The sequence below is a fragment of the Xanthobacter sp. 91 genome (genome assembly GCF_000702385.1).
Classification (GTDB): Bacteria; Pseudomonadota; Alphaproteobacteria; order Rhizobiales; family Xanthobacteraceae; genus Xanthobacter; species Xanthobacter aminoxidans.
In genome coordinates this window covers 1,044,161-1,057,718 of sequence record NZ_JNIB01000001.1, presented here as the reverse complement: position 1 = coordinate 1,057,718, position 13,558 = coordinate 1,044,161, and the positions used below count along the sequence as shown (strand labels likewise).

General features: G+C 69.7%; 12 protein-coding genes. 7 read left to right on the top strand and 5 right to left on the bottom strand.

What is annotated here, in order from left to right; all coding sequences use genetic code 11:
• The first annotated feature begins 48 nt into the window (after positions 1–48).
• The 3 genes from A37E_RS0105130 to A37E_RS0105120 all read left to right on the top strand — a co-directional run bounded on the left by A37E_RS0105130 (position 49) and on the right by A37E_RS0105120 (position 3,972).
• Positions 49–1,527 carry a PLP-dependent aminotransferase family protein gene (locus A37E_RS0105130; RefSeq protein ID WP_197022930.1) on the top strand — a complete coding sequence of 493 codons (1,479 nt, stop codon included), beginning with the start codon at positions 49–51 and terminating at the stop codon, positions 1,525–1,527.
• A 19-nt stretch (positions 1,528–1,546) separates the two neighbouring features.
• Complete coding sequence (locus tag A37E_RS0105125; protein WP_038192635.1) at positions 1,547–2,251, top strand: class I SAM-dependent methyltransferase; 705 nt, start codon at positions 1,547–1,549, stop codon at positions 2,249–2,251.
• A 188-nt stretch (positions 2,252–2,439) separates the two neighbouring features.
• Entirely contained in the window at positions 2,440–3,972 is a 1,533-nt protein-coding gene (locus tag A37E_RS0105120; RefSeq protein WP_029555624.1) for an AMP-binding protein, read from the top strand.
• Positions 3,973–3,993: 21 nt separating this feature from the next.
• On the opposite strand, the gene A37E_RS0105115 is transcribed toward A37E_RS0105120, so the two are convergent.
• A complete protein-coding gene (locus A37E_RS0105115; RefSeq protein WP_029555623.1) occupies positions 3,994–5,634 on the bottom strand; it encodes a GMC family oxidoreductase N-terminal domain-containing protein in 1,641 nt (546 codons plus the stop codon).
• Positions 5,635–5,764: 130 nt separating this feature from the next.
• Between A37E_RS0105115 and A37E_RS0105110 the strand changes: the two genes are divergently transcribed.
• Complete coding sequence (locus tag A37E_RS0105110) at positions 5,765–6,670, top strand: LysR family transcriptional regulator (protein ID WP_029555622.1); 906 nt, start codon at positions 5,765–5,767, stop codon at positions 6,668–6,670.
• Here the strand turns inward: A37E_RS0105110 and A37E_RS0105105 are convergent.
• Entirely contained in the window at positions 6,657–7,559 is a 903-nt protein-coding gene (locus A37E_RS0105105; RefSeq protein ID WP_029555621.1) for a LysR family transcriptional regulator, read from the bottom strand. The two genes, A37E_RS0105110 and A37E_RS0105105, sit on opposite strands and share 14 nt — an antisense overlap.
• Positions 7,560–7,655: 96 nt before the next feature.
• Between A37E_RS0105105 and A37E_RS0105100 the strand changes: the two genes are divergently transcribed.
• Positions 7,656–9,155 (top strand): CoA-acylating methylmalonate-semialdehyde dehydrogenase, encoded by a 1,500-nt coding sequence (locus A37E_RS0105100; RefSeq protein ID WP_029555620.1) that lies wholly within the window; start codon positions 7,656–7,658, stop codon positions 9,153–9,155.
• Between the two features lie 89 nt (positions 9,156–9,244).
• Here the strand turns inward: A37E_RS0105100 and zigA are convergent, their stop codons facing one another.
• Positions 9,245–10,492, bottom strand: a complete 1,248-nt coding sequence (gene zigA, locus A37E_RS0105095) for a zinc metallochaperone GTPase ZigA (protein WP_051678796.1) — start codon at positions 10,490–10,492, stop codon at positions 9,245–9,247.
• A gap of 195 nt (positions 10,493–10,687) precedes the next feature.
• On the opposite strand from zigA, the gene A37E_RS0105090 reads away from it, so the two are divergent.
• A complete protein-coding gene (locus A37E_RS0105090) occupies positions 10,688–11,047 on the top strand; it encodes a hypothetical protein (protein ID WP_029555618.1) in 360 nt (119 codons plus the stop codon).
• Between the two features lie 69 nt (positions 11,048–11,116).
• Complete coding sequence (locus A37E_RS0105085) at positions 11,117–11,662, top strand: copper chaperone PCu(A)C (RefSeq protein ID WP_029555617.1); 546 nt, start codon at positions 11,117–11,119, stop codon at positions 11,660–11,662.
• Positions 11,663–11,677: 15 nt separating this feature from the next.
• Here A37E_RS0105085 and A37E_RS25825 read toward each other — a convergent pair whose 3' ends face one another.
• Both A37E_RS25825 and A37E_RS0105075 read right to left on the bottom strand, forming a co-directional pair.
• Positions 11,678–12,079 (bottom strand): VanZ family protein, encoded by a 402-nt coding sequence (locus tag A37E_RS25825; protein WP_197022929.1) that lies wholly within the window; start codon positions 12,077–12,079, stop codon positions 11,678–11,680.
• Between the two features lie 78 nt (positions 12,080–12,157).
• Positions 12,158–13,456 (bottom strand): LLM class flavin-dependent oxidoreductase, encoded by a 1,299-nt coding sequence (locus tag A37E_RS0105075; protein WP_029555615.1) that lies wholly within the window; start codon positions 13,454–13,456, stop codon positions 12,158–12,160.
• Positions 13,457–13,558: the final 102 nt, after the last annotated feature.

Sequence of the window (13,558 nt, the reverse complement as noted above, 5' to 3'; positions counted from 1 at the left end):
AACAGGTGCCAACATGGGGCGCTGCCCGGACCAATGGGATGCGACGCCGTGCTGATCTCCCTCGACCGCGCCTCCGCTTTGAGTCTCCAGGAACAGCTTTTCGAACAGATCCGTCAGCAGATCCTCGACGGGCGTTTGAAGGCAGAGTCGGCGGTGCCGTCCTCCCGCCATCTCGCCCAGCAACTGGGCGTCTCGCGCAACTCGGTGACGTTCGCCTATGAACGGCTCATCAACGAGGGCTACCTCGTCACCCGCCCCATGGTCGGCACCTATGTGGCTGCGGTGGTGCCGGAAGCCGCCATGAGCGCGGTGAGCGCGTCCGCCTCGGCCGCCTCGGTGCGCGCGGAGGCGCCGGCCCCGGCGGAGCGGCGCTCGCCGGAGAAGCTCGCCCCCGCCGCCTTCACCGGCCGGCCCCATTCCATCCTCAACACCAGCCGCATCCCCATCGATTTCTGGCCCCAGCGCACCGATCCGCGCGCCTTCCCGCTGAAGACATGGCGCCGCCTCGTGCTGCACGCCCTCGCCGTGGCCGGGCACAATCTCACCGAATATGGCGAGCCCTGCGGCCTGATGGCGCTGCGCACCGCCATCGCCGACCATGTGGCGGTGATGCGCGACATCCACGTGCGCCCCGAGCAGGTGGTGATCGTCGCCGGCGCGCAGCTCGCGCTCAACCTCGCGCTCCGGGTGCTGGCGCGGGAGGGCGACGCGGTGGTGGTGGAAAATCCGTGCAGCCAGGGCGCCGCCTATCTGTTCGAAAGCGTCAATATGCGCCCCCACCCTTTGCCCGTGGACGAACACGGCATCGACACGTCGCGCCTGGCGGGAGTGGCGGCGCAGCTCGCCTATGTGATGCCCTCCCACCAATACCCCATGGGCGGCGTGCTCTCGCTGGAGCGGCGCCAGCACTTGCTCGCCTGGGCCGATCGAACTGGCGCCTATCTGATCGAGGACGATTACGACAGCGAGTTCCACTATGGCGGCATGCTGCTGCCGGCGCTCAAGGCCATGAGCCCGGAAAACGTGATCTATCTCGGCACCTTCTCCAAATCGCTGGGCGCGGGGCTGCGCACGGGCTTCGCCATCTTCCCCGATCACCTCGCCCCGGCAGCGGGGGCGGCGAAGGCGCTGCTCGACAACGGCCATGTCTGGCTGGAGCAAGCGGCGCTCGCGGAATTCCTCCACACCGGCGGCTTCGTGCGCCACCTGCGGCGGGTGCGGCTGCGCTACCAGCAGCGCCGCAACGTGCTAGTCTCCGCGCTGCGCGACGCCTTCGGGCGGGTGGAGCTGCGCGGCACGGAGGCCGGCACTCATCTCGCCTGGAAGCTGCCGCCCGGCATGCCTCGCGCGCATCAGATGGCGGCGCTGGCGAAGAGCCGCAATGTCGGCCTCTACACCATCCAGAACGGCGGCGGACATGAATACGGCAGCGCCGATGTGAGCAACGACTGGCTCCTCCTCGGCTATGCCTCCCTCGCCGAGGAGCAGATCGAAGCCGGCATTCACCGCCTGCGCGGCGCGCTGTAGGCGGCAGGGAGAAAGCGGAATGAGCGGGCAGCAGGCAGAGGCGGCGGGGCGGCCGCAGGGCACGGCGCTGGCGGTGATCGAGGACTGGCTGGGGCCGCTGGCCGGTCGGTCCATCCTCGACATCGGCTGCGGCCATGGCGCGCTGGCGCGGGCTCTGACGGCGCAGGGCGCCCGCGTCCACGGCATCGATCCCGGGCCGGAGGCCATCGCGTCGGCCCGTGCGGCGGTGCCGGAGGCGACGTTCACCGAGGCGGGGGCCGAGGCGCTGCCCTTCGCGGACGGAAGTTTCGATGCCGCGATCTTCCTCAACAGCCTGCATCATGTGCCGGCGGGCCTGATGGCCGCGGCGCTCGGCGAGGCGCTCCGGGTCAGCCGTGGGCCGGTGCTGGTGGTGGAGCCGCTGGCGGAGGGCAGCTACTTCGAAGCGCTGCGGCCGGTGGAGGACGAAACCGCCATCCGCGCCCTCGCCCAGAAGGCCCTCTCGGCCTGCCTCGCAAGCGGCGCGGCACAGGCGGTGCGTCGGCTCGATTACGACGACGTGCGTCGTGTCGCCGGGGTGGATGGCTTTCTCGCGCGTGCGGTTGCGGTCGATCCCGCGCGGGCCGCAGCGGCGGAGCAGCATCGCGGCACAGTGGAGGCGCTGCTGGCCCGATGGGGTGTCGCGGAGGTCGGCGGCATCCGGCTGGAGCAACCCCACCGGGCACTTCTGCTGGCGCGGGCGTGAGACGCCCTGCGATGGTGAAGGACCGTCCTCGCCGCCGTGACGGCGATGGGGCTGCTCTCCGTGGTGCTGCTCCGGCGGGCGGATGGAACGACGCGGCGGACGTCCGGCCCCATGCGTCCGGTTGGTGGACCAGCTGAACCTCTGCAATCGCGCTGGCGCGGGCGGGGCGCGCCAGCCATGATCGCACCATGACCGAGACCGGGAATCAGGCCGCCGCGCATCCCTTCAACCTCGCCCGCTTCTGCCTCACCGGGGCGGGCGCGGCGGCGGACAAGCCGGCCTTGCTGGTGGCCGAGGGACCGAAGGGACGCATCATCGAGCGGTGGAGCTACGGTGAATTGCGGGAGGCCGTGCTGCGCGTGGCCGGCGGCTTCGCGGAATACGGTTTGCCGCGCGGGTCGCGGGTGCTGCTGCGGGTGGGCAACTCTTCGCAATTCCCGCTGATGTTCTTTGGTGCCATCGCCGCCGGGCTCGCGCCCATTCCCACCTCCACCATGCTCACGGCGCATGAGGTGGAGATGATCCTTGACGATTCCGGCGCGGCGCTGGTGGTGGGTGACGGTTCGGGCGTGATGCCCATGCCGCGCGCGGGCGTTTCCATCATCGATGCCGCCGACATGTCGCGGCTCGGCGCGGCCTCCGCCATCGATTTCGCCGATACGGCCACGGACGACCTTGCCTTCCTGGTCTTCACCTCCGGCACCAGCGGCCGGCCCAAGGGCGTCGCCCACGCCCAGAGGGTGGGGCTCGGACGCATTCCCATGCGCGCCGGCTGGCACGACCTGAAGGGCGACGACCTGCTGTTCCACGCCGGGGCTTTCAACTGGACCTATACGTTGGGCGTCGGCCTCATGGACCCGTGGGCGGTGGGGGCGACCAGCATCGTCCATCTGGGCGATCGCCCGCCGGGTGCATGGCCCGATTTGCTGGAGGAGACCGGCGCCACCCAGTTCGCCGCCGTGCCCGGCCTCTACCGGCGCATCCTGAAATACGCCCGCATCACGCCCGACCGCTTCCCCGCCCTGCGCCACGGCCTCACCGCCGGTGAGGCGCTCAAAGCGGCGTTGCACGGCGAATGGGTGGAGGCAACCGGGCGCCCGCTCTACGAGGCGCTGGGGATGAGCGAGATTTCCACCTACGTCTCCTCCGGCCCCGCCGTGCCGACCCGGCCGGGCAGTCCCGGCAAGCCGCAGGCGGGGCGGCGCGTGGTCGTGCTGCCGCCGGAGGGCGAGGCGCCGGACGCGCTCCACCCGCTTCCGGTGGGCGATACCGGCGTGCTCGCCGTGCATCGCTCCGATCCCGGCCTGATGCTCGGCTATTGGGGCCTGGCCGAAGAGACGGCGGCCGCGATGCGCGGCGCGTGGTTCCTCACCGGCGACCTCGCCCGCTTCGATGCGGATGGCTACCTCTGGTACGAGGGCCGCGCGGACGACCAGATGAACGCCTTCGGCTATCGCGTGGCGCCGGAAGAGGTGGAGCGGGCGTTGGCCGCCCATCCGGACGTAGCGGAAGTGGCGGTGGCGGAGACGCTATCGGGCGACGTCTCCCTCGTTACCGCGTTCGTGGTGCTGCAGGCGGGGGGCGAGGCCGATGCGGCTGCGCTCGAAGCCTGGGCCGCAGAGCACCTCGCCGAATACAAGCGCCCCCGCGCTTATGTCTTCATCGACGAACTGCCCCGCACCGGCTCCGGCAAGGTAATGCGCCGCGCGCTCAGGGGGTAGGGGCGGCATCCGCCCCCGCCCTCACGCCGCCGCCGAAGAGGCCCCGGCCCGCGCATCCTCCAGCGCCAGCCGTGCGCCCTTCTCCGCGATCATGGCGGTCGGCGTGTTGGTGTTGCCCGAGGTGATGGTGGGCATGATGGAGGCGTCGATCACGCGCAGCCCGCCGAGGCCGATGAAGCGCAGGCGTTCGTCCACCACTGCCATGGGATCGTCCACCCGGCCCATCTTCGCCGTACCCACGGGATGGAAGATGGTGGTGCCGATGTCGCCCGCCGCCTTGGCGAGGGACGCATCGTCGTCGCCCACGGACGGGCCGGGCAGATATTCCTCCGGCCGATAGGGCGCGAGGGCCTGCTGGCGCATGAGGCGGCGGGTGACGCGGATGGCGTCGGCCGCCACCTGCCGGTCTTCTTCGGTGGTGAGATAGTGCGGCGCGATCTGCGGCTTTGCCTCGGGATCGGCCCCCGTGATGCGCACGATGCCGCGCGAGGTGGGGCGCAGGTTGCACGCCGCCACCGTGATGGCCGGGAAGCGGTGCAGCGGCTCGCCGAACTTGTCCAGCGACAGCGGCTGCACGTGGAACTGGATGTTCGCCCGCTCCTGATGGGGATCGGACCTGGTGAAGATGCCGAGCTGCGAGGGCGCCATGGTAAGCGGCCCGCGCCGGCGCAGGGCATAGTCCACGCCCATCAGGGCGCGGCGTGGCAGGGAATAATAGGTCTCGTTCAGGGTGCGGATGCCGGAGACCTTGTAGATGGCCCGCTGCTGGAGATGATCCTGCAGATTGCGCCCCACCCCCTGCCGATCCAGCACCGTCTCGACGCCGCGTTCGGCGAGCCACTCGCCCGGCCCGACGCCCGAGCGCTGGAGGATCTGTACCGAGCCGATGGAGCCGGCGGTGAGGATGACCTCGCCGCGCGTGCGCGCCTCGATCCAGCGCCCGTTCTGGCGATAGCGTACGCCCACGGCGCGGCCGTGCTCGATGATGAGGCGATCGGCCAGCACCTCGGTTTCCAGCCGGAGGTTCGGACGGCCGAGGGCGGGCTTGAGGAAGCCGCGCGCGGAGGACCAGCGTCGGCCGAACTTCTGGTTCACATGGAAATAGCCGACGCCTTCGTTGTCGCCGGTGTTGAAGTCCGGCACCTTGCGGATGCCCAGCTCCGTGGCGGCATCGGCCACCGCGTTCAGCACCGGCCACTCGATGCGCGGCGGCTCGATGCGCCAGCCGCCGCCGGCCCCGTGGATGTCGCTGGCGCCGAGGAAATGGTCCTCCAGCGATTTGAAGGCCGTCAGCACGTCCGACCAGCCCCAGCCGGAGAGGCCGAGCTGACGCCAGTGGTCATAGTCCGCCGCCTGGCCGCGCATGGAGATCATGGCATTGATGGCCGAGCAGCCGCCGATGACCTTGCCGCGGGGATAGTTCAGCGCGCGGCCGTTCAGCCCCGGCTCGGCGTCGGTCTTGAACATCCAGTCGGCGCGCGGATTGCCGATGGCGAAGAGATAGCCGACGGGGATGTGAAACCAGATCCAGTTGTCCCGCCCGCCGGCTTCCAGCAGCAGCACGCGGGTGCGCGGATCGGCCGAGAGGCGGTTGGCGACGATGCAGCCGGCCGTGCCGGCGCCGACGACGATATAGTCGTAATCCCCTTCGAGCCGTTCCACCGGCGCCTCCCGCTTGTTTGTCTCCGCTGGTGATCCCAGCTTGGATTTCTGCACGCAAGAACGATAGGTTCCGATCCATCCTGCAATTTTGCAGGAACGGCCTCAACACGCGCACGGACTTCACCGCATCATGGATTGGGACGACCTGCGCATCTTCCTCCAGCTTGTCCGCACCGGGCGCATGGCCGGCGCCGGGCGGGCGCTGGGGCTGGACGATACCACGGTGGGCCGGCGCGTCGCGCGGCTGGAAAAGCAGGTTGGCGCGCCCCTCGTCACCCGCGCCGGGCGGCGCACCCTCATCACCGAGGAGGGGCAGAAGCTGGCGCAGGCGGCTGAGGAGATGGAATCCCTCGTGCTGCGCAAGATCACCGGCCTCGGCGAGGGCGAGCGCCAGCCCACCGGGCGGGTGCGCGTGGGCGCGCCGGAGGGACTGGGCGTGGGCTATCTCGCGGCGCGGCTCGCGGCCCTCTCCGCCGACAATCCCAGGCTGGAGACGGAGCTGGTGGCCCTGCCGCGCTCCTATTCGCTGGCGAGCCGGGAGGTGGATATCGCCATCACGCTGGACCGGCCCATCGCCGGGCAGGTGAAGGTGCGCAAGCTCACGGACTACACATTGCAGCTCTATGGCACGCCGGCCTATCTCGACCGGCGCGGGCGGCCAGCGACGGCGGACGATCTCAAGGACCATGTGCTCGCCGGCTATATCCCCGAACTCCTCTTCACCCGCGCCCTCGATTTCTCGCAGCTCGGGCCGGGTGTGGAGCTGAAGCCGGTCATCCGCTCCACCAGCGTCATCGCGCAGGTGAATGCGGTGCTCTCCGGCGCGGCCATCGGCGTGCTGCCGGCCTTCCTCGCGGCGCCCCAAATGGCGCTCCATGACGCGCTCGTGCCGCTGCTGGAGGACGAGGTGCGCCTCACCCGCAGCTACTGGCTCTCCGTGCATGACGATCTCAGCCATCTCGCCCGCGTGCGGGCAGTGCTGGACACAATCACGGCGGTGGTGCGGGTGGACCGGGCCGCGTTCATTCGCAGATGAAGCGGGCGCGCTCCTCGCGGAAGCGGCGGGCGAGGAAGGCGCGCACGGTGGCGATGCGGCGCACCTCCACCGTGTCGGGATGGGCGAGCAGGAAATAGCTGCGGCGGAAGGTGATGCGGGGCAGGATGCGCACCAGCGCGTCGCCATAATAAGCGGCGGCGAAATCATGCAGCACGCCGATGCCGGCGCCGGAGCGCACCGCCTCCATCTGGCCGGTGACGCTGGCGCAGCGGAAGGGCTGGCCGCCGTGCTTCTCCAGCACGCCGGAGTAGTCGAGCGCCGAGGCGTAGGCGAGGTCTTCCACCCCGGTCACCACCCGCCGGCCGGCAAGGTCCGCCTCGCTCTCCGGTGCGCCGAAAGCCGCGATGTAGCTGGCGGCGGCATAGGCGCCCAGCGTGTAGTCGGTGAGGCGCGAAACCGTCAGGCGGCCCTCGGTGGGCCGGTCGAGCACGATGGCGAGGTCCGCCTCGCGCCGGGAGAGGGAGAAGGTGCGCGGCAGCGGCACAAGCTCCACCACCAGATGGGGATGGAGCAGCGCGAGCCGCCCCAGCTCCGCCGCGAGGAAATAATTGCCCAGCCCGTCCGGCGCGCCGATGCGCACGGTGCCGGAGACCTCCGCCTCTTCCTTGCGGAAGCGCTCGGCGATGCCCAGCATTTCCGCCTCCACCCGCTCCGCCGCCGGCAGCAGCCGCTCGCCCGCCTGGGTGAGCACGCAGCCGGTGGGGCGGCGGTCGAACAGGGGGCTGCCCAGCGCCGCCTCCAGCGCATCGAGCCGGCGGGCGATGGTGGCGTGGTTCAGCGCCAGCTGCTTTGCGGCGGCGAGCAATTGCCCGCGCCGGGCGACGGCGAGGAAGACGCGCAGGTGATCCCAGTCGAGGGGGAGATCCATGGACTACAATTTTCGCACAACAGATGCTCGGACTATAGCATTGCTGCGCGTCGTTTGAAGCGCCATCACGGAGGCAATTCAAACGGGAGGCGCATCATGCCCACGCAGATTTCCCACTTCATCGGCGGCAAGCTCGTCGCCGGCACCAGCGGCCGCACGGCGCCGGTCTACAATCCCGCCACCGGCGCGCAGACCGGCGAGGTTCCGCTCGCGTCCGCCGCCGAAGTGCGCGCGGCGGTGGAGATCGCCAACAAGGCTGCGCCCGGCTGGGCCGCGACCACGCCGCTGCGCCGCGCGCGCATCCTCAACGCTTTCCTGCGCATCCTGGAAGAGCGCGTGGACCAGATCGCCGAGGTGGTGAGCGCCGAGCACGGCAAGGTGTTTTCCGACGCCAAGGGCGAGGTGCAGCGCGGCATGGAGGTGGTGGAGTTCGCCACCGCCGCCCCGCAGCTGCTGAAGGGCGAGATCACCGAGGACGTGGGCACCCGCATCGACAGCCATGCGGTGCGCCAGCCCCTCGGCGTGGTCGCCGGCATCACGCCGTTCAACTTCCCGGCCATGGTGCCCATGTGGATGTTCCCGGTGGCGCTGGCCTGCGGCAACTGCTTCGTCCTCAAGCCCTCCGAGCGCGATCCCTCCGCCTCCCTGCTGCTGGCCCAGTGGCTGAAGGAAGCCGGCCTGCCGGACGGCGTGTTCACCGTCATCCACGGCGACAAGACCGCCGTTGACGCGTTGCTCGACGATCCGGACATCCAGGCAGTGAGCTTCGTGGGCTCCACCCCCATCGCCCGCTACATCTACGAGACCGCCGCGCGCACCGGAAAGCGCTGCCAGGCGCTGGGCGGCGCCAAGAACCACATGATCGTCATGCCCGATGCGGACATGGACCAGGCCGTGGACGCCCTGATGGGCGCTGCCTACGGTTCGGCCGGCGAGCGCTGCATGGCCATCTCGGTGGCCGTGCCGGTGGGCGAGGCCACCGCCGAGGCGCTGATGGCGAAGCTGGAGCCGCGGGTGCGCGCGCTCAAGGTCGGCCCCGGCACGGACCCCGAGTCCGAGATGGGCCCGCTGGTGACGCAGCAGCACCTCGACAAGGTGTCGGGCTATGTGGACCAGGGCGTCGCGGAAGGCGCCAAGCTGGTGGTGGACGGCCGTGGCCTCAAGCTTCAGGGCTATGAGGACGGCTATTACATCGGCGGCACCCTGTTCGACCACGTGACGCCGGACATGCGCATCTACAAGGAGGAGATCTTCGGACCCGTCCTCTCCGTGGTGCGCGCCGACAGCTACGACACCGCCGCCGACCTCATCAACAAGCACGAGTTCGGCAACGGCACCGCGATCTTCACCCGCGACGGCGATGCCGCCCGCGAGTTCGCGCACCGCATCAAGGTGGGCATGATCGGCATCAACGTGCCGATCCCGGTACCCATGGCGTTCCACTCCTTCGGCGGCTGGAAGGCCTCGCTGTTCGGCGACCACCACATGCACGGGCCGGAGGGCGTGCGCTTCTACACGCGCCTCAAGACCATCACCACCCGCTGGCCCACCGGCATCCGCGCCGGCGCCGAGTTTGTGATGCCCACCATGAAGTGACGCCAAAGGGAGGGGCCGCGCGCCCCGCCCGTCCTTGCATGACGTGAGCCGAGGGGAGGGGTCTCAGGCCCCTCCCTTTCTCTTTTGGCTCAGGCCGGCACCGCTTCCCAGTTGGGGAAGGGGTCCGGCAAATTCTTGAAGGCGCTGGCGTCGAACCTCTTGGGGTCCGCCGGGCCGACGAGGCAGGCGTCGAGGGCCGCGCGCATGGCGCCCTCGTCCAGCCCCATGCCGATGAACACCAGTTCCTGCCGCCGGTCGCCATAGCCCGGCACCCAGTGGGAGCGCAGCCAGGAGCGCCAGTCCGGCTGGGTCGGCCAGTGCTCTTTCGGCACGCTCGCCCACCAGCGCCCGGCGGTGCCGGTCTGGCAGATCGAGCCGGCAAGGCTCATCTCGCCCACGCGCTTCGGCCGCGTCGCCAGCCAGAACAGCCCCTTCGCCCGCACCAGCCCCGGCCAGGTCTGTGCCAGGAAGGCCTGGAAGCGCTCGGGATGGAACGGCCGCCGCGCGCGATAGACGAAGCTCGACACGCCGTATTCCTGCGTCTCCGGCACATGGTCCTTGAAGCCGTTCAGCTCCTTGAACCAGACGGGATGCGTGCTCGCCTTCTCGAAATCGAAGCGCCCGGTGCCCAGCACCTCGGCGAGCGGCACGCGGGACTGGTCGGTCTCGATGAGGCGGGCATCGGGATTGAGCGACTTCACCACCCCTCGTACGATCTTCAGCCGCTCTTCATCGATGCTCGACACCTTGTTGAGGATGATGACATCGGCGAACTCGATCTGGTCGGTGAGAAGGTCCACCAGCGTGCGCTGATCCTCCTCGCCGGCCACCTCGCCCCGGTCGCGCAGGAAGTCGCGGGAGCCGAAGTCCTTCAGCAGGTTCGCCGCGTCCACCACCGTCACCATGGTGTCGAGCCGCGCCACGTCGGAGAGGGACTGGCCGTCCTCGTCGCGGAAATCGAAGGTGGCGGCCACCGGCAAGGGCTCGGCGATGCCGGTGGATTCGATGAGGAGATAGTCGAACCGCCCATCCTGGGCGAGGCGGCGCACCTCGGTGAGGAGGTCGTCGCGCAGCGTGCAGCAGATGCAGCCGTTGGTCATCTCCACCAGCTTCTCCTCGGTATGGGAGAGGTTGGCGCCGCCGGAGCGCACCAGTTCGGCGTCGATGTTCACCTCGCTCATGTCGTTGACGATGACGGCAACGCGCAGCCCCTCGCGATTGGCGAGGATGTGGTTGAGCAGCGTCGTCTTGCCGGCGCCGAGGAAGCCGGAAAGCACGGTGGTGGGCAGTCGGGCATCGGTGCGGGCGTCGGTGACGTCGCGGCGGATTGGGATCATGGGCAGGCTCCGGACGAGCGCGCGCAGGTGCGGCGCATGAACTGATATAATGTATCAATAGAATGATTGGGGCGTGCGTCAAGGCGCGCAGCAAGATGCCGTAACGACGGCGCTTTTCGTCGGCCGCAGGCGGTGGCAAGCTTGATGGGCGCGCGAGTTCGTTGCGCGCGATCAGCGCCGCCTGAGGCCTCCATCATGGCTGCCCCGCGTCCCGCCGCGCGCGAGACGATTGCGATCCTGAGCGCCTATGTGCTGGTCCTTCAGCTTCTGCTGGCGGGGCTGGCGGGCGGCGCATTCGCCGGCACGGGGGATGGTGCGCTGTGCGCTGTCTCGGCCGCCGGCGCGGGCAGCGGCGCGGCGTCTGGCCACGCGGTTTCCGGCGATGATTGCTGCATCGGCGCCTGCCTCGTCCTCGATGCGCTGGAAGGCCCGCTGCCGCCTGTGCCGCACCTGCCTGAAGGGCAGGCTGCACCGGTCCGCCGGAGCGCCGATGGCGTCGCCGTTCGTCTGGCTCCGGGGCGACCGCTCCCGCCCGCGCGTGCGCCCCCGGTCTGATGCGTCCACCGCTCGGTCGCTGACCAGACGCAAACGTCCGCCCAGGCGGATCGCATCTCCGGAGGAAACATGCCCCAACGTCCGCACCCGCGGCGCAGCCGCCCTATTGGCCGTTTCTATGGCGAGGAAATCCTTGCCGCGACGCTCTTCGCGCTCTGCCTGCTGCTCGTCTCGGCGCAGCAGCTTCTGGCCCATGAATACAAGGTCGGCGACCTGCTCATCGACCATCCCTGGGCGCGGGCGACCCCGCTCGGATCGGACATGGGCGCCGGCTATGTCGCCATCCACAATTCAGGCGCGACGCCCGACCGCCTGGTCTCCGCCTTCGCGCCCTTCGCCCGGCGCGTCGAACTTCAGGAGATGACCATGAAGGATGGCCTGATGCGCATGATGCCCATCAAGGGCGGGCTGGAGATCCCTGCCGGCGGCACCCTCGTGCTCGAGCCGAGCAGCCATCACCTCGTCTTCGTCGACCTGAAGGAGCAGCTCAAGGAGGGCGAGATGATGGACGCCACGCTGACCTTCGAGAAGGCCGGCAAGGTCAAGATCCAGTACAGGATCGAGGCCATCGGCGCGACCGCCATCGACAAGATGCACCACCCGCTGGGGCAGTGAGGTGCGCGCCCGCCGTTAGCGGCGGGCGAGCCACGCCGAAAGGCGCGGCAGCACGATATAGCGGGCGGAGGAGACCCCGATCAGCGCCCCGAGCGTGCTCGCGAACCAGTTGTCGAACCCGGCGGAGCGGCCGGGTATCCAGATCTGGCAGATCTCGAAGAAAGCGGAGGCGGCCGAGAAGGCGATCACCAGCACCGCCACGGGCCGCCGCAGCAGCGCCAGCGCGACGAAGCAGGCTGTTCCGGCATAGGCGACCACATGCTCGATATTGCCGGAGAAGCCGGTGTGCGGCCGCTCGTTCCCCGGCAGCAGTGACAGCACGGTGATGACGAGGCAGCAGGCGGCGGCGAGCGCTTTCAGCAGCGGGCCTTCCGGCCGGAGCCGGTCGAGGACCGCGCGGGGAGGAACGAAGGACATGGAGCAACCCTGCGGCGCGGCGATGGGCCTGTTTGGCCGATCGCCGCGGCGAAGGAAAGGCATTCGTCTGCCTGCCGTTCAGAAGTTCGGGTTGACCGGCCGTTCCAGCCCCAGAAGGTGCCGCAGGGTCGGCCCCTCATAGGCGGTACGGAACAGGCCGCGCTCCTGCAGGATCGGGATGACGAGATCGACGAAATCGTCGAACGCGCCGGGGAAATAGGGCGGCATCACGTTGAAGCCGTCCGCCGCGCCGCTCTCGAACCAGAGCTGGAGCGTGTCGGCGACTTCCTCCGCCGAGCCCACCAGCACCCAGTGGCCACGGGCGGCGGCGACCATGTTGTAGACGTCGCGCAGGGTGCCGCCCTCGCGCTTCGCCTTGGCCAGCATGACGCCAGTGAACGACTTGTAGGTGTCGGCCTCGGGCAGGTCTGGAATGGGGCCGTCGAGGTCGTAGGCGCTCATGTCCGTGCCGAAACGCTCGGAGAGCATGCCCAGCGCGTTCTTCGCATCCACGAAGCGCATCAGCTCGGCGAGCTTCTCCCGCGCCTCCTGCGCCGTGCGGCCCACCACCGGCATCACGCCCGGCAGCACGCAGACGTCCTCGGGCTTGCGGCCGAGGGCGGGCAGGCGATCCTTCAGCGACTTGTAGCCGGCCTGCGCCTCCGCCATGTCCTGCACCACGGCGAACACGATGTCCGCGGTGCGCGCGGCGAGCTGCTGGCCCGGCTCCGAGCCGCCGGCCTGCGAGATGATGGGGTGCCCCTGCGGGGACCGGGAGATGTTGAGCGGCCCCTTCACCTTGAAGAACTCGCCCTCATGGTCGAGCGCCTTCACCTTGGCGGGGTCGATGTAGAGGCCGGTCTCCCGGTTGGCGACGATGGCGTCGTCTGCCCAGCAGTCCCACAGGCCCTTCACCACATCGAGGAATTCACCGGCGATCTCGTAGCGCTTGGAGTGGTCGGGGTGCTGGGTGCCGAAGTTCGCGGCGGCGGCCGGGGCGGCGGTGGTCACCGCGTTCCACACGGCGCGCCCGCCGGAGATGTGGTCCAGCGAGGCGAAGGCGCGGGCGACCGTGTAGGGGTCGGAATAGGTGGTGGAGACGGTGCCGCCGAGGCCGATGTGCTTCGTCGCGCCGGCGACGGCGGAGAGCAGCGTCAGCGGCTCGAGGCGCGCCGTGTAGGAGGGGTGCGCGGACGGGTCGGCATTGAGGTTGTCGCCCATGAAAATGAGGTCGAAGAGCCCGCGCTCGGCGGTGGCCGCGATCTGCCGCACCGCCTCGATGTCCTCGAAGGTGTCGACGGCCCCCGGCACGCGCCAGCCGGCGATGTGGCTCCCCGTTCCGAGCAGGAACAGTCCGAAATGCATCTTGCGGGTCATGGGCGGTCCGTTGTGAAAGGTCGTGGAAGCGCTCGGGGCAGACATCTGGAGGCTGTCATGGCCGGGCTTGTCCCGGCCATCCATGTGGCGCGGCCGGGCGCT